The sequence below is a fragment of the Pseudomaricurvus alcaniphilus genome (genome assembly GCF_011440395.1).
GTDB classification, from domain to species: Bacteria; Pseudomonadota; Gammaproteobacteria; order Pseudomonadales; family Cellvibrionaceae; genus Pseudomaricurvus; species Pseudomaricurvus alcaniphilus.
On record NZ_JAAOIX010000009.1, the window covers coordinates 56158 to 75256 of the forward strand.

Consider the following 19099-nt stretch of genomic DNA (forward strand, 5'->3'; position numbering starts at 1 on the left):
TGACCGCCCAGGCCAACCGGAAAACCGGGGCCTAACGGCCAGCTTGTCCGCCAATTAGGCGGCAACAAACTGTGGAGCAGCACGTGTCCAGCGAACTGAAAGAGCAGATCAAAGCCGCCATGAAAGCGGCCATGCGCGCCAAGGAAAAAGAACGCCTTGGAGCCATCCGCATGATTCAGGCGGAGATCAAGCGCATTGAAGTCGACGAGCGCATCGAGGTCGATGACGAGCGCCTGCTGGTGATCCTGGACAAAATGTGCAAACAGCGGCGCGACTCCATCAGTCAGTATGTGGACGCCGGCCGCGAAGAGCTGGCCGACATCGAACGCGCGGAAATGGTTGTGATCCAGGAATTTCTGCCCGCTGCCCTCAGCGAGGCCGAGCTGGACGCCATTGTTGCCGCCGCTATTGCCGATTCCGGGGCCGAGAATGCCCGGGACATGGGCAAAGTCATGGCCTTGATCAAGCCCCAGATCCAGGGCCGAGCCGACATGGGCGCGGTCAGCAAAATGGTCAAGTCTCGGCTGGCCTGACGCCCAACTGCCAGCCCCGCCGCTATCTCCCTGTGCGCTTCCGCGCTAGACTCGCTCTATGGCTGGCCTGATTCCGCAAACATTTATTGACGACCTGCTCGACCGCATCGATATCGTCGACGTGGTGGACAGCCGCGTCAAACTGAAAAAGACCGGCAAAAACTACAGCGCCTGCTGCCCGTTTCACGACGAGAAAACCCCGTCCTTCACCGTCAGCCCCGACAAACAGTTCTACTACTGCTTCGGCTGCGGCGCCAGCGGCACCGCACTGGGTTTTGTGCTGGAATACGACCGCCTCAACTTCCCCGACGCCGTCGAGGAACTCGCCAAGCTGGCGGGCCTGCAAGTGCCGCGCGAAGCCCGCAGCGACTCGCCCAAAGACCAGGTGCGCAAAAGCCTCTACCTGATGCTGGACAAAGCGGATCAATACTACCGCCAGCAGCTGCGCCAGAATCCGGCCCGCTACCACGCCACCAACTACCTGCAACAGCGCGGCCTGAGCGGCGAAATTGCACGGGACTTTGGCATTGGCTACGCCGCACCGGGCTGGGACAACCTGCTCACCACCCTGGCCAACTCGGAGACGGACAAAAAGCTGCTCACCGAATGCGGCATGTTGATTGAGCGCCCGGAAGACGGCCGCCGCTACGACCGCTTCCGCAACCGCATCATGTTCCCCATCCGCGACACCCGCGGCCGCGTAATCGGCTTTGGCGGCCGGGTACTCGACGACAGCAAGCCCAAGTATTTGAATTCGCCGGAGACCCCGGTATTTCACAAGGGGCACGAACTCTACGGCCTCTATGAAGCCCGCCAGGCCTACCGCCAATTACCGCGCCTGCTGGTGGTCGAAGGCTATATGGACGTGGTGGCCCTGGCCCAGTTCGGCATTCGCTACAGCGTCGCCACCCTCGGCACCGCCTGCGGCGAAGAGCACCTGACCCGGGCCTTCAAATACACCCAGGAGATTGTCTTTTGTTTTGACGGCGACCAGGCCGGCCGCAATGCCGCCCGCCGCGCACTGGAAAACAGCCTGCCGGTGATGCAAGACGGCCGCCAGGTAAAATTCCTGTTCCTGCCAGACGGCGAAGACCCCGACACCCTGGTGCGGCAGGTAGGCGCAGAGAAATTCAGCCGCATGATTGAGCTGGCCATCCCGCTGGAAGACTTCCTGTTCGACAGCGTCGCCGACGGCATCGACATTCGCTCCATGGAGGGCCGCGCCCGCTTCAGCAAGCGCGCCGCGCCGCTGCTGCACCGCCTGCCCAGCGGCGTGTTCCGGGAACTGATGTTTGCCAACCTGGCCCAGCGCACCGGCCTGCCCATCGACACACTGATGGAACTGGTGCAAGCACCGCCGGAAGAGCCCCCCCCGAGGCGCGGGCCGGAGCAAGGGCGCCCGGAGCAAGCCCGATCAAACCACGCCCGACCCAGCCAAACCCGAGGAGATCAACCCCGGCAAGAGCTGTCGCGGCAAGAACCATCCCGACAAGAGTTATCGAGGCAAGAGCTAGCCAGGCAAGAGCGATCCCGGCCCGAGCGCGCCAGCAGCGATCACAGCCAGACCGCAGACTCCCAGCCTGCCCACACCGGTGCGCACCGCCACGGCGACAGCGCACAGCACACGGAAATCGACGCGCGTTACCCGGAGCAGGCGCCCGCTCATTTGCCGCCCCCCGCCTTGCCACAGCGCTCCAGCTACAACGGCCCGATCAAGCTGCCGCCGGCGCGGTTTCTCTGCGCCATGCTGCTGCAACACCCGGAACTGGCAGCGGCCACACCAGCGATCCCGGCGATCGAGGCCAGCGACAGCAGCGATTTGGAGCTCTTTCTCGACCTGCTCACCCTGCTGCGCCAGCGCCCCAATTACAACCTGCCGCGCATTCTCGGCCACTGGCGCGCCACCCGGGACTCGAAATCCACCGATCAACTGGCCCAACTGGCGGCTACGGAAGTACTGAGCGAGGCGCGCCAGCGGCAGCCCTTTAACGCCCGGGACGAATACCTGGACTGCCTGCTGCGGCTCGAACAAAAACTCAACCGCGACAAGAGCCAACAACTGCTGAACGCACTCAGCACCAAGAACTTCAGCGAACTGAGCGCGGAGGAAAAGCAGCAAATCCGCGAACTGCACAACCAAAAACCGGTCAAACCCGGGTAGCAAGCTGGCGGCGGACATAGCGGCACCACTGCCCCAAAACAGTCACTAACCCAGCACTTAAGCCAGCACCAAAGTGAAGCGCAAAAACCAGGCGACAAACAGGCAAAAGCAGCCCCGGAAGCACAAAAAATAAGGCCTTTAGCCTTGATTTTCTAGAAAACAACACAACTTACGGGTTATAATGGCCGGCTTTCTGCCGACCATACCATCAGTTATCTACAGGCTATCGAATGACACAGCAAACCGAGCAGCAACAGTCTCGCATCAAGGAATTGATCGTTCGCGGTAGGGAGCAGGGCTACCTGACTTACTCCGAGGTCAACGACCACCTGCCCGAAGACATTTCCGATCCGGATCAGGTCGAAGACATCATCCAGATGATCAACGACATGGGCATCCAGGTGTTCGAAACCGCGCCTGACGCCGACACCCTGCTGATGTCCGACGGCGACTCCACCGCCGATGAAATCGCCGCCGCCGAAGCCGCCGCCGCGCTCGCCGCAGTGGAAACCGAAGCCGGCCGCACCACCGACCCGGTCCGCATGTACATGCGGGAAATGGGCACCGTAGAACTGCTGACTCGCGAGGGCGAAATCGCCATCGCCAAGCGCATCGAGGAAGGCACCCGCGAACTGATGCACGCCATGGCCTACTGGCCCGGCACCGTACAGACACTGCTCGACGAATACAGCCTGATCGAAAAGGAAGAGCGCCGCCTGCCGGACGTCATTGCCGGCTGGCTCGACCCCGCCGAGGAAGTGCCCTCCGCACTGGAAATCGAGAAACAGGCCGCCGCTGCAGCCAGCGCCAAGAACGCGGAGAAAGCCGACGACTCGGACGATGACGACGATGACGATGACGACGACTCCTCCAGTGACGACGACGAAACCACCAGCGGTGTAGACCCGGAAGAAGCCCGCGCCCGCTTTGAAGAGCTGGCCGCCGCAGTCGCCAAAATGGAAAAGGCCCTGAGCAAGTCCGGCCGCGAGAGTAAGGCGGCGGAAGCCGCGATGACCGAGCTGGGCGACATCTTCAAGTTCTTTAAATTGCCGCCGCGCCAGTTCGACCCGCTGTACAACAATATCCGCGGTGTACTCGACCGTGTGCGCGCCGAAGAGCGCCGCATTATGCGCCTGTGCGTGCGCGACGCGAAAATGCCGCGCAAGACCTTTATCAAGGAATTCCCCGGCAACGAGATCAACGAAGACTGGATTCCCGAGGTCATCAAGAAGAAGCGCGAGTACTCCGAGACCATCAAGGTGGTGAGCGAAGAGATCCTGCGTTCCCAGCGCAAGCTCAAGCAGTTGGAACAGGATGTCCGCCTGGAACTGTCGGCGATCAAGGAAATCAACCGCCGCATGTCCATCGGCGAAGCCCGCGCCCGCCGCGCCAAGAAAGAGATGGTCGAGGCCAACCTGCGCCTGGTAATCTCCATCGCCAAAAAGTACACCAACCGCGGCCTGCAGTTCCTCGACCTGATCCAGGAGGGCAACATCGGCCTGATGAAGGCGGTGGACAAGTTTGAATACCGCCGCGGCTACAAGTTTTCTACCTACGCCACCTGGTGGATTCGCCAGGCCATCACCCGCTCCATCGCCGACCAGGCCCGCACCATTCGTATTCCGGTGCACATGATCGAGACCATCAACAAGCTCAACCGGGTCTCGCGGCAGATGCTGCAGGAAATGGGCCGCGAGCCCACCCCGGAAGAACTGGGTGAGCGCATGGAAATGCCGGAAGACAAGGTGCGCAAAGTTCTCAAGATCGCCAAGGAACCCATCTCCATGGAGACCCCCATCGGCGACGACGAAGACTCCCACCTGGGTGACTTTATCGAAGACGGCACCATCACCTCACCGGTGGAATCCGCCACGGCCCAGGGCCTGGAAGAAGCCACCCGCGAAGTGCTGGCCGGCCTCACCGCCCGCGAAGCCAAGGTGCTGCGCATGCGCTTCGGTATCGACATGAACACCGACCACACCCTCGAGGAAGTGGGCAAACAGTTCGACGTCACCCGTGAGCGCATCCGCCAGATCGAAGCCAAGGCGCTGCGCAAACTGCGCCACCCCTCGCGCTCCGACCACCTGCGCGGCTTTATCGACGACTGATAAATTGCAGGTAGAAAGATCGAGCGGGGCGCTTTATAATGCGCCCCGCTGCTGTTTTGGGGCGGGCGATATGCGCAATGCGGCCACATCCCAAAAGGCAAGTTAGTTAACAGCGGATTTTTTGTTTAGGGCGTGGCGTGTATCACCCAACGCAGCCACAGGCGAAAAAAACAAGTTTGTTAACGCAGGATTTTTCGTTTAGGGCAAGGCGCTTATCACCCAACGCCTCCATCAACGAAAAAGACAAGTTTAAGGGCCTTTAGCTCAGTTGGTTAGAGCATCCGACTCATAATCGGCAGGTCCCCAGTTCAAGTCTGGGAAGGCCCACCATTTTTCAATAGCTTACAGCGATTGGAGCTGCCGACTTTCGGGTTGGAGCTGCCGATTTTGACCGCCCTGTAGTCGGACGCTCCAAATGGAGTGCCGGGATCTCTGCTAAGTAACCTTGCCACCCCTCCTCTACCCCCTTTGGAAATTGACTGACTAGGCTTGCCCCTGCACCGAGACCACCTCCAGAACGGCCAGAGTGGGCGCCTCTTGGGAAACCGGGACCGGGGCATGGCTGACCCACTGGGGGCGAGGCGGGGCGGAGAGAGGGGCAGAGGAACTCGTTATCGCTGCTGCCTGTTTGCTTATGAGGTTATTTCTTCAATGGTACATTGCCGGCTCACACCTGGGGATTGGCACTCGTCGCTTACAACCGGCAGGCATGATCACTCGCTACTAGCGGCGATTGGGAAGCTCTTGGCGTTATCAGACTCCTGATCTTCAACCAGAACCCTGCCCACTCCATCTGGGCAGCTATATCGGCGAGTCGTTCAGACCAAAACAGCACAGACAAATAAATTCTAACAGCGAGTCTGTTCAAGTCCGGCAGTATACGCATTTGCGTGCGCTGGACGGATTTGCACACTGTGCTGGCCGCACTTGAACAGGTGTACTGGAATCACCTGAACGCACCGCTGGCTCACTTGCATAAAAAAGGCGCTCAACATGCCTCCACTTCCATCTGGAAAAACTCATTGATCTACAAGCACTCCAAATCAAACCATACCTGTGCTGTATAGGGGACGATGAAATCTCCAGTAATACCGACCTCATCATAAGGTGCTACTTCATTAATTTTTTTCACCAAAACGCCTTCTGTAGAGCTCACAGACAACCGAAAGCCCATGGCTTTAAAGATGCTCATTAGCTCATTAAAAACCAAAGAGTCATTTAAAATATTTCCAACTTCAGAAATATTTTTTGGCAAGGTCGATTTTTTTCCATTATCTGTTAACTCCAACCACGCTGGTGAATTCAATGCCCCGAGAGCTAGTCTTTTTTGAAGTTCAGGGGATTCTATTCCTCCCCAAGAAATAGTTCTGACCGTATCAAGGAGATCATCATTTTTTAACTCTGCCAGCAAAACAGCAATCAAACCCATTTCATAAGAAAACCCTAAAGTACAGCTTCTCCGAATACGAAGAACGTGAGAATTCACCGTGTCTTCATCAAATACAGTTAGGCTCAAAGAACACCCATCAGTTACATGTATATATTGAGTTTGCCCCAGAGTGCCATCATAACTTCGCTGCATAATTTCTGAACCAGCATGGACTAGCCCAGAAATTAATACTGCAAAACATAATAAAACAACTTTAGCTGAGTAAAAAATCATATCGGGATAACTCCTGTCTAATCTGGAAGCGCCCATAGCATGACTCTGGATGAACTATTAAAATAATTACTTCCATCGACTGTACTACTACCATTCCACAGAGTGGCATGCCCTGAAGCATCCGTCCATGTCCCTGTTGTATCAAATATCAAAATACCTTTTTGACCACTAAAGTCAGCTATATTTGTACTTAACACATCCGGCGCTCCCCAACTTTCTGTTAAGTAACCCTCTAATGTTCTAACTCTATACATGTGCCACTTTCCATTTGCGCCAGAGCTCGTCTCACCCTTCATAAATGGAATATCAGCGCCACTAGCATTTAGACATACAGATATTCTAACCGTACAGGAGTTTGCCCATCCTCCCTTTTCAACTGGAATCTTTCCATTTACAGCAACCTTACCGCCAACAGCCTCAAAAACATCTTTAGCTTTACCCTCAGGATAGTTTTTTTCCATTTCTGCATAGCTTGGTCTATTTTGCGCGTTCCTTTCATTAGCAGCCTGCTGCTCTCCATTAAACAGTTGGCCAAATGCTGCGGTAACTGCTCCATTTGCGAACTTACCACCCGTTGCTTCTGAAATAGTTCCACCAATAACAGCCGCCGTGACAACTCGGACTGCTGCCAAGTCGGCATCAATGCCAACAATTCCATTGACATTAATAGCTTTCGTGAGGCCTGCACTAACAAATCCATGCCCGAATTTGCCGCCTTGAAGCTCAGACATAATGCCGCCAACAAGCCCGTGGGCTAGCGGCCTGATAAAAGCATCATAAGCCCCAAAGTCCGCGCCACCTATAGCTGAGAATGCCTGAGCGGAAATATAAGCTGTAGCTCCAGCTCGAAGTGCATCTCCCCAAGATGCTCCATGACCTCTAGCAGAGGCGGACGCGTATGCGGCACAGCCCCAAGGACCACCGAAATAGCAAGCAGCAACCTGAGCAACAGCATTCAGAATGGGGCTTTCAGTAATACCCAAAATGTCATCGAAGACCTCAGAGAAAAACCCATAGCCACTCGGATCTATACCACTGAGGGGGTTATTCTTCCCATAGCTGTATCGGTTGTACCCTTGGGTATTAAACTTGCCATCAACAAACGGATCCGCCTGCCAAAACCGCCCAAGCTTGGCATCATAAATCCGCCCGTTCATATGAATCAGCCCCACCTGATCCAGCATTTCATGGCCGGTGAAGCCCCTCGTGGTCGCTATAGTCGCCACCGAGAAGTTGATGTCCGTTGCAATATTCGCCAAGACGGCAGACGTACTGGGGTTGATGCGCTGTCCCCAGGCGTCAAATCGATACTCCTGCGTATTGCCGCCCTCAACAATCACATCCAGCGAGCCCAGGTGGTCCTTGTAGAGGTACTGGGTGGTCCTTGCGGTTTCGGTACCACTGCTGCTTTTTGAAATTGTGACCAGTGCATCACCGATATAGCGCTTGATCACCTGGCTGCCATCCGGCTTGGTGACCTTTTCAACGCTGCCGATATAGCGGGTCACCGTGGTGCCATTGGTGTCGGTATCGGTGCGCAGGTAGCGGGCGCGATTCGGGCCATACTTGAATTCGGTGGTGTGGCCACCTTTGCTGATTAACTTTGGCTTGTCGAAGGTGGTGTACTGCAGGCTGCGCCCGGAGGTATCCGACGTCATGTTGCCGTTGGCGTCGTAGGTGTAACTGATGTTACCCGTGGACGTTTTGGTGACGGCGTGGGGTCCGGCATTGTTGCCGTAGGTGTAGGTACCGACCCCGGTTTTGGATTTGATATTGCCGTTTTTGTAGTACTGGATATCCTGCTGGATGGCACCCCCGACCTTGACGTGCCTGAGTCGATTCAAGCCATCGTACTCAAAGGTTTCCTGGAGTGTGTTTGACCCCGTCGTCCTGGTGCGCTCGGTCAGGTTCCCGATATTGTCCCAGTCGTACTCGTGATCCTGCACCACACCAAAGCTCGCCAGCATCGATTGTAGGCAAAGGCTCACAAATCACTGGTTCTGATTTCGTATCCCAAAAACGACCACATATGGAGTAGGGGCCAAAGCCAAACCCTCAATTTATTGATTGCTTTTTTCAAAACAGTCACTATGATCACTTACCAATGGTATATATTTGGCGTATTGGAAACACCGCCTTCAGCAACCTGTTGAAAAATGTCGATTACTCTTGTAAAACTACTCACAACTATACTTCTGATACGTGAATCAGCGACAAGGAAGCCGCAATGAGAATCACAACCACCTTTCTCGTCGAAAAAAGCACCTTTGCCTCCAAGAAAGAGTTAAGATTGCATAAAATTTTAGCCAATGGCTTCCTTAGCCATTGCCTCATCCTAAGCGCCTCAACTAAAATTTCTCCTTGATCATCTCAGATCGGATTTTTATTATCTATGCCTGCTCCCGAATCTGTAAAACTACTCGTCGAAACCTTTGACAACAATTTCGATTTTTATAAATCCTCTCAATACAACGAAGCTCAACTCCGCCAAGAGTTCTTGGATCCTTTTTTTCGAGAACTTGGCTGGGATATGGATAACTCTTCCGGACTCGCCCCACAATACCGAGACGTGATCCATGAAGCATCCATAAAAATTGGTGGATCAACAAAAGCCCCTGACTACGCATTCACCATACATGGGCAATACAAATTTTTCTTAGAAGCTAAAAAGCCTTCCGTTGACGTACAATTGGATCCGGAACCTGCTTATCAGCTACGACGATACGGATGGTCTGCGAAACTTCCAATATCCATACTGACTGACTTTGAAGAATTTGCGGTTTATGACTGTAGAAAACGCCCAAAGCGAGGAGAGCGTGCATCAACTGCAAGACTCAACTTCTTTAAATATACAGACTACTTGGACAAATGGGAGGAGCTATATAGCACCTTTTCTAAGGAGGCAATATTAAAAGGATCTTTCGATAAATATGCCACAGATTCCAAACGCCACCGAGGCAGCGAAACCGTCGATGATGCGTTTTTGGTGGAGATTGAAAACTGGAGAAGTTTGCTTGCAAAAAATCTAGCACTAAGAAACCCAAACCTTTCTGCCAGAGATTTGAATTTTTCTGTTCAAAAAACAATTGATAGGTTGATATTCCTGCGAATCTGCGAGGACCGTGGCACCGAGGACTATAAGCGGCTCGCATCTATACTTAATGGCAAAGGGGTTTATGCTCGGCTATTAGACATTTTCCGGCTTGCTGATTCTCGATACAATTCCGGCTTGTTTCATTTTTCAAATGAAAAGGGCAGAGTCAACCCGGACACCATCACGCCCAATCTAAACCTCGACGACAAGATTCTTAGAGATATTATATCCAAACTTTACTATCCTGATTCTCCCTACGAATTTTCAGTGTTGCCAGCCGACATTCTGGGTCAGGTCTATGAGCGATTCCTAGGAAAAGCGATTCATCTTACCGCTTCGCACAAGGCAAAAATTGAAGAAAAGCCGGAGGTTAGGAAAGCCGGAGGCGTCTACTATACACCTAGCTATATTGTTCAATATATAGTACAGAATACTCTGGGTCGCCTCTTAGATGGTGGAAACTCTAAACCATTGAAACCATTATCTATCTCAAAGGCAGCCAGCCTAAAAGTACTTGATCCAGCTTGCGGATCTGGCTCCTTCCTTATTGAAGCCTATCAATATTTACTCGATTGGCATTTGCGTCAATATACCGTAAACCTGGAAAGCGAGGAGCTCGATACTCGCAAGATCAAAAAGCACTCTTCTGGAAGGAATCAGAAGATTTACAAATCTCCCGGTGGCGAATGGAAACTGACCACTGACGAAAGAAAGCGAATTCTTCTGAATAACATATTTGGCGTTGATATAGATTCTCAAGCCGTCGAGGTTACGAAACTTTCACTACTACTCAAAGTAATCGAAGGTGAGACCCAACAAGTACTCCAGAAGGATTGGATTTTAGAAAGACAACGAATACTACCGGACTTGGAAAAGAACATTAAATGTGGAAACTCACTCATAGGTCCTGAATTTTATAACAACGATGAAATGATTCTTCTCGATGAAGAAGCGCAATTCCGCATTAACGTTTTTAATTGGCAGTTAGCATTTGAGGACATAATAAAGAGTGGAGGTTTCAATTGCGTGATTGGAAACCCGCCATACGTGTTTGGACGAGACTGGAATCAACTAGGAATCTCGCCCGACGAAAAAAGATTCTTTATCGAGAATTATTCATGGTCTCCTTATCAGTTAGACATGTTTTCGTTATTTATGGAGCAATGTTCAAGATTAACGAAAGAAGCTGGTATGATTGGCCAGATCGTCCCCAACATATGGCTAACAAATACTTTTTCCTCCCTTACTCGAAATAAAATCTTGACCACATCTAAAGATCTTATAATTTCAGATCCGCCAAGAGATGTTTTCGCAAAAATAACGGTAGATACTGTCATTTATACTTATCAAAAGAGCTCTAAGATTGGAGACGAACTTGAGATACGCTCACTAAATAGTGATGGCTCTTATAGACAAACCTCTATCACCTCCGTCGAAGAGTACTTGAGCGGTGAAAGACCGATTTCATTGAATCTTTCAGAGAAAGAAGCAGAGATAGTATACAGGCTTTCTGAAATACCTACAAAATTGGGGCACTTGGCAGATATTACTCGCGGGGTACATTCCTACCGAACCGGTGGATATGGAAAAAGCGCCTTTGGAACCGGCCCTCAAACTAAAAAGGATTGCGAAGAACGACCATACCACTCAGAAGGAATCAGTCCTGGCTACAGGCCATTTATTTATGGCAAAGACCTAAGGCGATTTGGGCCGTTGGAGCCAAAAGAATTCATAATGTATGGTAATTGGCTCGCAGAACCAAGAGCACCTGAATTTTTTCAAGGAAAGCGAATTTATTCTCGAAAAATTCTCGCCAAGAGACTTGTGGTAACTATTGAAGATGGAGATAGCGTAGCTGATCAACAGGTCTACATTACAAAGCTTAAAAATGATGCATCTCTTCAACCAGAGTTCGTATGTGGCGTATTAGCAAGCAAATTAATTGCATTTTTCATATACGGATATTACGATGAATCTCTCGATTCGTTCCCTCAAATTAAAGTTGGACAGCTTAAAAACATTCCTATAAAAAGTGTCGACTTCAACAATCCTGAAGAGAAAGTTAATCACGACAAACTGGTTAGGCTGGTTGCTCGGATTCAAGAGCTTAATAGAAAAAAACTGACGGAGAAAAACCCTAACTCCTTGGAGCTCATAGAGAATCAAATTTCAGCTTTAGATAGCCAAATTGACAACCTTGTATATACCATATACCAACTAACACCCAGCGAAATCTCTGTAATCGAGCAAGGATAAATTCAGCCTCGCGAATGCCCGGATAATCATTCAGTATGGATGGACGAACCGAGCACCAGCACTGGAAATGTAGAAAATGACCAAGCTAGCCAAACTACTGCTTGTACTAACATCGACAGCACCTATTTTACTTACACTTGCTTTCGTCGAGTTCATCACTCAAAAGGATTGGTCAATCATCCTCCCCCTTATTCTGGTTGTGGTAGCGTTTGCATTATTTTGTTTCTATATACTGGGTCAGGCCCCTAAAAAACTTGAGTCATTTCCCATAACCAGCGTATCTCTGAAACCCGCAGACAACGAAATAGTTGGATTTGTTCTTGCTTATTTGGTCCCAATATTAAATACCGGCTACAATGAAATAAATTTCTTCCTAATGGCTTTTATTTACTTGCTATTTGTAGTTATCGCTTGGAATAGTAACGCCTACCACTTCAACCCAATTCTTGGAGTCCTTGGCTTCAACGCTTATGAGGTAACAACGAAGGACAATATTACGTATGTACTTCTTACAACGAAAACTCTGAGAAAGAACTCTGACATTTCAAACGTCTGCCAACTGACGCAATATATGCTTCTTGATATTCAATGATAAGGGATGATCATGCCGTACAATTTCTTTGCACTTATAAAAGAGAATAACGAAACGTATGTAAACCGCGTTGCACTTGGCAACGAGCTTCAACACGAACTGTCTGACATGTTCATTACACAAAGAGATGACTTTCTCAACGCTAACGTGGATGTAATCCCTTTCGACGGGCAATACAAACCGGATCCAAATGAAATTTTGGCGATAGGCGGATTCGAATTGCCGGATCCATTCAAGGAGGCTATAGATAGCCCCATGACACTACCACAACTTCATTTCAATGAAGAAACTGAGAGTAAAATCACAGCCATATTCTGCGGCCAGAATATTGAAGGAAAGTATTCGGTCTTAGTCCAATTATTCGAAGGGACTCGACTTATTAAGCCTAAGATGATGAATATCGTATTTGGAGCAAACGACGTGTTTCAACGGTTGGAATATTTTGGCATGACTTTAGACTCCAAACTAACCGCTTACTATGAAGATAATCAACTTCACTTTAGGTCGTATCATTTTACTAGAAGGATTTTTGATTTGTCGGGACACTATCGTGAAGCAACAAACCAAGAAGTCATTGAGCTAGCAAGTCATGAGCACTTTGCGCCTGTAAATCAAGCTGAGTTCCTTGAAATGGCAGATCATGTAGTAAGACAAACGATTGCTAGAATTCAGCGAAATGATGTCCTCGGAACCTTTAGCGTTAAGGATCTAGCCGAGAAGGCGCTTGATGTCAACCTACCTTTAGAACTCGACGCTAATGAAAGGATTGTCCTTCCCAAAGAAAAAAGGGAATTAAAGCTTGTTCTGAGCTTTTTAGATGACCAGCTGTTTCTTGGCCCAATTTCAGGGCAAACCCGGATTTCAAATTCAAGCAAAGTAATCGCAGCATGATTTTTAGCCAACCAAAATCGCCAATAGCAGCGAACACAAGAACTTTATGGCTTCACCTTTTTCGCCAAGCAGTGAGTCTAGCACCACTTGGCGCGAGATAAATCGTCGCAGGGATAACTGAAGGCCCCTCTCAGGCACCTTCTATACGGCTACCAGAAAAACTTTTCGTGAAAAACGCTTTCCCCGACAAAACAAAAGTCATTAATTTTACTGGTACCAGAGGCCGGACTCGAACCGAACCGGCACAGATGTTACCCCGGGGTATTTTTAATGCCCAACCCAGGAAGGCGGGTTGGAGATATCGATAAAATCACCCTACATGGCCTGATTGGGGAATAGTTCTGCCACCTGTTTTAACTGTTGGAGGCGATGCTGTGCTCCTTACTGTATGCGTCCAGAGGCATCACAATAGCCGCATTTCTATCGAACAAGTCCTTCCATTACGACTTGGTACGTCAGACTTTGATTATCGGTTTTAATGCCGGCTGCGAGGGCTGTTTAGTGGATTCAGACATAATCATTTCTCCTTTTGTGGTTGAACCGAGGCCACTTTGCGGAGAATGCCCCTCAGAATGAACGGGTACTTCCAAGCTTAGTACCTTTCAGCTTTTTTTAGAGGATCACCATCTCCTCCAGTAATATCTAATAGCTCACAAATGAGCTTGAAATACATTCTGGTGATTCCTCTAACAACCTTTTCATTTCCGTGGTCATTCATTGACCTCATCTCTGTAAACCTACCCCACAACCCTTTGTTAGTGATGTAGTTGTTTACTTCATGATGTTTAGTAAATGAGTTATCTCGATATATTGACACGTACTCTTTCACCTGTTCCCATGCTTTATCTGAAAGCCCGTACTCTGATTTGAAATGCAACTCTTCTTTCTTTGATAAAAGCTTCGATATTGACTCAGATCCACTTGCATATTGACCTAACCACTTATCCATAAAGTCTGGGTCGCTTGCACACCCACCATAAGATTCACAGAAGTCTGAATAGTCACCCATAAAACTACGCCCTTAAGCTAATTTGCTTGATTTACGAAAAAGATACCTAACATTTGTATACCCTCATGAACAGCGGCAGCCGATCAGCCAGATATTTAATCAAATTACTCCCAGAGCCATCTCTGAAGACACGAAATCAATCAACGTATAAAATCCTTGAAATGCATCAAAAAAACTCTGCAATAAAGACAGGGCTCCCTGTTACTCATTGAGCAATAACATAAACGGTAAAGGGGCGCTGGGAAGGGAGCGCCTCGCTCAACCGGCCCAATTCACTACCGTGTATACTGCCAAAACCAGGTTTCGGTGGTATCGACTGAACCTCAGCTGGCCATGATCAACGAGCACACACGCTATGGCAATCCCCTTGCGCAAGACCCGCACACATTAGCTCCTGCTGAACCGGCTCAGTCCAGAGTTGCACTTTGATAGCAAGCTGGAACTGGGGCAACTACCGCCCCATGGGGGACCCCCGGTGTGGAGAGCGGACCAGAGAGCGGCCGAATAGAGACCGCTAGATACCTCACCACATCCCCTTGCCATTTTCGACTCTGCGCGTCCCTAGTAGTTCTTCTTTGAAGCGAGTTTTTGGGTGGCACCACCTCAGCTTAAATGACCACGGAGGAAAGACACCATGCGAAAGCGCTTCGCTCAAATCATCAATCTGTTTCTCCTTGTTTGCTCCTGTTTCTGTTTCTACTTGATCAACGTAAACTTCATTTAATTCGAGTAGAACCGGGTCATATTGCTTCGACATAATCTCCCGTATTTTTGTAGGGACAATTTTCACTGCAGATTCACGATGACCTAGAAAATTAAAAGCAATCGCTAAATAATTTAGCTGTTGCAAAAGCTCAGATCCACAGGGGCTCTCAACAGCGTACTTTACTGCTAGCCCACGGTAGCAAGTGATATAAGTGCCCCTATGGGAAAAATTATATTTTGTGGCTTTGGGCGTTGCTTGCGCTGCGTATTCGCGAAAGCGCTCTCTGTACTTCTGCCATTTGCTATACCCAGAAAAGTTGGTCTCTGCAAACTCGAATAACTCTTTAAAAACTGAAATAATACCCAATTCCTCCATAGGGCTTTTCCCTCCTAGCCCGTGCTTCCTGATTGAGTCGATAAAAAGGCTCGTAGTCCCGTGATAAAGAGGGATGGTGAAAATTCCATTTTTAGTTATGCGCATTTCAATTGTCCGGATATCCTAAGGGATTGATAGGTTGATGTTTTACTCACACCAACTCTGCTTCTTTTTACCGACATACCCGTAGCCCAACCCCGCGTCTACCAGACCCTGGGCAACGCTTGCCCCATCAACGCAAACATCAGCCAAGATCCTGAAGTACTTATCCCGGCGTAGATTCCTCAGCTCCACTCGTTTCCCTGTTGTCACTGCAGTCCGGGTGTAGGCTCGGGCTTTCATGGCGAGGCTCTTTTCCCCAGGACACTTGCCCCGTATCTCAGGGGTATCAACCCCGGCAATTCGAACACCAACGGAATCCCCAATGATCTTTGGCCAATCCTCAATAGTCACCGTTATGGTATCGCCGTCATACACACCGACGACGTGATCCACGACCGCATGGCCGTAACTCTTTGGGAGGGATTCTGTACAAGGATTAACCGATAACGGGAGTACCGCAGCCAACGCGATGAGGTTTAAAGCCATATATTGTGGTCATCCAACAAGGAGGGTTCTATCAGGCCTCGATTGAAGTCTTGGGTGAATTTCGTGACGGCTTGGAGGTCCTGCCACTCGAAGAGATCATGCTCTCGTCCCTGGAGGACATAGCCAGAGCGATCGCCATCTCGGGCGGGGTATACCGATTGGTGATTGAGATTGAATGCTTGGTCCCTGAAGATTTCCATAGCGCCTCCTTGCTGTGATAGGTGAATAATAGCAGATAACGAAAGAGGCGCCACCGGTAGAAAGTATGGGAATTCGTAAAAACCTTGCAGCAGTACCATTCGACGAACCCGACGCATCGACGCCTACCCTTGCTTCCGCCAGCATAGATGTGGCGTCAGGTCGTCAAGTGCGTCAATTAGATACCCGCTGACAGATTCTGGGGGGAATGATGGAGCCCGGGGTCCAACCCCCCTCCCCCCTCTCCACCAACTTCGCCCAGAGTGGCCACCTGTGGTCCGATTTCGGGTGGTGCATGGCTGCCCCCATACAGCCCCATGTTGGGCCGCTCCGGCGGAGACTGGGGAAATCTCGGAGGGGCCCCTCCCGCCCCAGTTTGCCAGAATTCCAGTTTCCCAGAATTTCAGATTTTCGGGGGTACCGCGCTAGCCCACTATGATCTCACCTGCCCGCATTGGCCTCCTCCCCCGGCGGGTCCGAAGCCACCCCACTCACCCAGAGTGGCCACCTCTGCCTCGATTCCGGGCTGGGCATGGCTACCCCATTGTGTCAAGTGATGGGGCGCAGAGTGGGTCAGTCTGGCGGAAGGCCGGTTTAGCCCATCAAGGAACTGAATACCTGAAAATCTGGAATTCTGGGGACCTGACCTTGTCACTGCTGGGCCTGGCGACCCGGCGCCAAAGACCTCAATCAGATGCCCTTGCTGGCAACGAGTCATCGAACCACTACCAATAGTATGTCACTGGTTCCGCTGCCACAATGATAGTATCGCCTCCCTAGCTCTACACCCGGATACGAGCTGAATCTTTTTTTGAGCACTTTTCCCGATTATATTTCTAACAACGGCCCCCTTAGGATAATATTTAAGAATTACGCTCAATAAGGACAAATGGCCATGACTTTCCCAAACGAATTTGTCGAATTCTGTAGATTGCTATCAGAGATGGATCCAGGTGTATTGGCCGGCGAGAATAACTCTATGGCCCTATCTGGGCTAAAAAATACCTGGGATCTGATCCCTGGAAGCGAAGAGTCGAGCACTACCTCAGATAAGCTACACCGCGCCGAGAAGCTGACCTGGGAGCCTCCAATACTAAGCTTCACACTTGAACGCCACGGTGGCACGGTTAACGGATCCTCTCGTGCCGAGCTTCATCACTGGGAGATAGACACAAGCAATTTCCGAGCAAAGATTTCAAAGCGCGGCAGCCGTCAACTGGAACCAACGGCCCCTAGATTCTATGCAAAAGCATGTGCAGAGAAGGTCGCCAATCTTATTTTGAAGGGCGAAAATCATGAGTATTTAACCTGGAAAACGGAGCACGAATGGGTAATCATAAATATTGGAAAGGTTATTCCTGAATCCTTTCCCCGAACGACATCAGGAAGACGAAAGCGCTTCCGGGATGAGCTTGGGAAAATCATGGTTAGTAAGGGTTGGATAAGGCGAGATCATGGCAACAAGATTGGCTTCGAGAAGAAATAGCCTCTTTTAGAAGAAAGACCAGAGCTGAGTCTTTGTATTTTAGACAAGGCACTGTCAACTATAGTCAACACTTTCTCGAAAGTAACAACACCCTGTGATTAGCCAACAGCCCAAATATAGTCATAGCCAAAAAGTAATGGGTTCTGCCCTCCTCAAAAACAATGAAATTCTTTCGGTTTTCTACTCAATAGGAATAAAATCAACTGGAATCGAGAGCAATGGCAATGAAACCAAAAGATGTAATCAGCAGAGAAGACGCAATATCAAAAGGACTAAATAAATATTTCACTGGTAAACCATGCTCAAGAGGGCACATTGCTGAGCGAAAAACTGGAAATAGTACCTGCATCGATTGTGAGAAGCTCTATCGGAAATTAAAGAGATCTGGAACTCCATTAGAACCACTACCACCTAAATCAGCTAAAGAAAAAACCAAAACAATCAACACTAATATAAAGAAAAAAGCACCACCTGCACCCCCTCAAAAACGTTCTCGAAAGAAACTTACAGACGAGGAAAAAGTAGCTGTTAGTAGAGCTAGACACCACCTTAGCACTCTAAAACCTTACAAACATACCAATAGACCCTACTCTATTAATTATGAGATCTCAGAGGATGTATTGGGCTATACCTATGAAGAGCTATATGCTCACCTCTCTTCTCAGAGATCTGGATACGGCGAATGGGGCAATCGTGGTCGCTGGCATATAGACCACATAATCCCGGTCTCAGAATTAGTTCGTCGCGGAGTTAGACAGCCATCAATTATTAACCACCTGGACAATTTACAGTTATTAACCGCTTCGCAGAATCTAAAAAAATCTGACAAGATAACAAAGATTCCTGATCAGCAGATCGAAGAGTTTATTCAAAGAAAAACCAGCGAACACGAAAAGGCAAGCCTTTGGTGTGACGCGGTGTGTCGAGACTTAGAAAAGACCTTTATAAACGAAGGATACTCTCTAAAATGGGACATGAAGGCAAGATACTTCGCTATCAAGTTTTACTACTCTGCCAATATAGCCTTACCGTACAATAGCACTGCCAAAAAGTGGCTAAGATTTTCAATTGACCTCGAAGAAAATTCTTTCAACCTAAATGATATTGATAGTAAGAAGCTCAACAGAATCGGTTTCGTTATCAATAAGGCGTACGGGCCAATAGTAGAGAATACTTGTAAGACCGCATTCGAAGCGGCGAAACAACATGGCGAGGGAAGTAGAAAACATGTACTCGCTATTGAACGAATACTAAACGAAACGCAACATGAATATCATCAGTATAAAATAATGCAGTATCTACAACGTACGATAAAACTGAGAAATTCAAGAGGCTTCATCTGGAAAATCATTCATTAATCACAACCTGCGAGAATTTCGCATTGGCCAGAAGCGGTTCTAGCAGGTTTTGTTATGTAATGTGTTGTAGAATAAGCAGCT

The 19099-nt window shown here is 49.5% G+C and carries 13 protein-coding genes and 1 tRNA gene; 9 read left to right on the forward strand and 5 right to left on the reverse strand.

From position 1 onward, the window contains the following. Positions 1 to 83 precede the first annotated feature (83 nt). The 4 genes from G8764_RS16645 (at position 84) to G8764_RS16660 (ending at position 5132) form a co-directional block, all read left to right on the forward strand. Positions 84 to 533, forward strand: a complete 450-nt coding sequence (locus G8764_RS16645) for a GatB/YqeY domain-containing protein (RefSeq protein ID WP_166165808.1) — start codon at positions 84 to 86, stop codon at positions 531 to 533. Positions 534 to 591: 58 nt separating this feature from the next. Continuing rightward, complete coding sequence (gene dnaG / locus G8764_RS16650; protein WP_166165809.1) at positions 592 to 2694, forward strand: DNA primase; 2103 nt, start codon at positions 592 to 594, stop codon at positions 2692 to 2694. A 230-nt stretch (positions 2695 to 2924) separates the two neighbouring features. Next, a complete protein-coding gene (rpoD, locus tag G8764_RS16655) occupies positions 2925 to 4802 on the forward strand; it encodes an RNA polymerase sigma factor RpoD (protein ID WP_166165810.1) in 1878 nt (625 codons plus the stop codon). Between the two features lie 253 nt (positions 4803 to 5055). Continuing rightward, positions 5056 to 5132: transfer RNA gene (locus tag G8764_RS16660), tRNA-Ile, on the forward strand. 697 nt (positions 5133 to 5829) lie between these two features. Here the strand turns inward: G8764_RS16660 and G8764_RS16665 are convergent. Next, positions 5830 to 6465 carry a hypothetical protein gene (locus G8764_RS16665; RefSeq protein ID WP_166165811.1) on the reverse strand — a complete coding sequence of 212 codons (636 nt, stop codon included), beginning with the start codon at positions 6463 to 6465 and terminating at the stop codon, positions 5830 to 5832. A 17-nt stretch (positions 6466 to 6482) separates the two neighbouring features. Next, positions 6483 to 8453 carry a T6SS effector amidase Tae4 family protein gene (locus G8764_RS16670; RefSeq protein WP_166165812.1) on the reverse strand — a complete coding sequence of 657 codons (1971 nt, stop codon included), beginning with the start codon at positions 8451 to 8453 and terminating at the stop codon, positions 6483 to 6485. 404 nt (positions 8454 to 8857) lie between these two features. Here G8764_RS16670 and G8764_RS16675 point away from each other — a divergent pair, with 404 nt between their 5' ends. From G8764_RS16675 to G8764_RS16685, 3 genes are all read left to right on the forward strand, one after another. Next, positions 8858 to 11815 (forward strand): Eco57I restriction-modification methylase domain-containing protein, encoded by a 2958-nt coding sequence (locus tag G8764_RS16675; RefSeq protein WP_166165813.1) that lies wholly within the window; start codon positions 8858 to 8860, stop codon positions 11813 to 11815. 76 nt (positions 11816 to 11891) lie between these two features. Then, the gene (locus G8764_RS16680; protein ID WP_166165814.1) at positions 11892 to 12407 is read left to right on the forward strand and encodes a hypothetical protein; all 516 of its coding nucleotides are present in this window, start codon (positions 11892 to 11894) and stop codon (positions 12405 to 12407) included. Positions 12408 to 12419: 12 nt separating this feature from the next. Next, positions 12420 to 13298, forward strand: coding sequence for a hypothetical protein (locus tag G8764_RS16685; RefSeq protein ID WP_166165815.1), 879 nt, complete (start codon positions 12420 to 12422; stop codon positions 13296 to 13298). A gap of 592 nt (positions 13299 to 13890) precedes the next feature. Here the strand turns inward: G8764_RS16685 and G8764_RS16690 are convergent. The 3 genes from G8764_RS16690 to G8764_RS16700 form a co-directional block, all read right to left on the reverse strand. Continuing rightward, entirely contained in the window at positions 13891 to 14307 is a 417-nt protein-coding gene (locus G8764_RS16690) for a hypothetical protein (RefSeq protein WP_166165816.1), read from the reverse strand. 523 nt (positions 14308 to 14830) lie between these two features. Then, positions 14831 to 15388 carry a hypothetical protein gene (locus tag G8764_RS16695; protein WP_166165817.1) on the reverse strand — a complete coding sequence of 186 codons (558 nt, stop codon included), beginning with the start codon at positions 15386 to 15388 and terminating at the stop codon, positions 14831 to 14833. Positions 15389 to 15535: 147 nt separating this feature from the next. Next, positions 15536 to 15976, reverse strand: a complete 441-nt coding sequence (locus G8764_RS16700) for a thermonuclease family protein (protein WP_166165818.1) — start codon at positions 15974 to 15976, stop codon at positions 15536 to 15538. 1093 nt (positions 15977 to 17069) lie between these two features. Here G8764_RS16700 and G8764_RS16705 point away from each other — a divergent pair. Then, positions 17070 to 17660: a hypothetical protein gene (locus G8764_RS16705; protein ID WP_166165819.1), complete on the forward strand. Its 591-nt coding sequence runs from the start codon at positions 17070 to 17072 to the stop codon at positions 17658 to 17660. Between the two features lie 224 nt (positions 17661 to 17884). After that, positions 17885 to 19018 carry an HNH endonuclease signature motif containing protein gene (locus tag G8764_RS16710; RefSeq protein ID WP_166165820.1) on the forward strand — a complete coding sequence of 378 codons (1134 nt, stop codon included), beginning with the start codon at positions 17885 to 17887 and terminating at the stop codon, positions 19016 to 19018. Positions 19019 to 19099: the final 81 nt, after the last annotated feature.

What these genes read in the sequence shown, in the direction of transcription:
- dnaG (WP_166165809.1), top strand. Translation starts at nt 592, where the DNA reads ATGGCTGGCCTGATTCCGCAAACATTTATTGACGACCTGCTCGACCGC.
- G8764_RS16675 (WP_166165813.1), top strand. Translation starts at nt 8,858, where the DNA reads ATGCCTGCTCCCGAATCTGTAAAACTACTCGTCGAAACCTTTGACAAC.
- G8764_RS16705 (WP_166165819.1), top strand. Translation starts at nt 17,070, where the DNA reads ATGACTTTCCCAAACGAATTTGTCGAATTCTGTAGATTGCTATCAGAG.
- G8764_RS16695 (WP_166165817.1), bottom strand. Translation starts at nt 15,388, where the DNA reads ATGGAGGAATTGGGTATTATTTCAGTTTTTAAAGAGTTATTCGAGTTT.
- G8764_RS16700 (WP_166165818.1), bottom strand. Translation starts at nt 15,976, where the DNA reads ATGGCTTTAAACCTCATCGCGTTGGCTGCGGTACTCCCGTTATCGGTT.
- G8764_RS16680 (WP_166165814.1), top strand. Translation starts at nt 11,892, where the DNA reads ATGACCAAGCTAGCCAAACTACTGCTTGTACTAACATCGACAGCACCT.
- rpoD (WP_166165810.1), top strand. Translation starts at nt 2,925, where the DNA reads ATGACACAGCAAACCGAGCAGCAACAGTCTCGCATCAAGGAATTGATC.
- G8764_RS16685 (WP_166165815.1), top strand. Translation starts at nt 12,420, where the DNA reads ATGCCGTACAATTTCTTTGCACTTATAAAAGAGAATAACGAAACGTAT.
- G8764_RS16710 (WP_166165820.1), top strand. Translation starts at nt 17,885, where the DNA reads ATGAAACCAAAAGATGTAATCAGCAGAGAAGACGCAATATCAAAAGGA.
- G8764_RS16665 (WP_166165811.1), bottom strand. Translation starts at nt 6,465, where the DNA reads ATGATTTTTTACTCAGCTAAAGTTGTTTTATTATGTTTTGCAGTATTA.
- G8764_RS16690 (WP_166165816.1), bottom strand. Translation starts at nt 14,307, where the DNA reads ATGGGTGACTATTCAGACTTCTGTGAATCTTATGGTGGGTGTGCAAGC.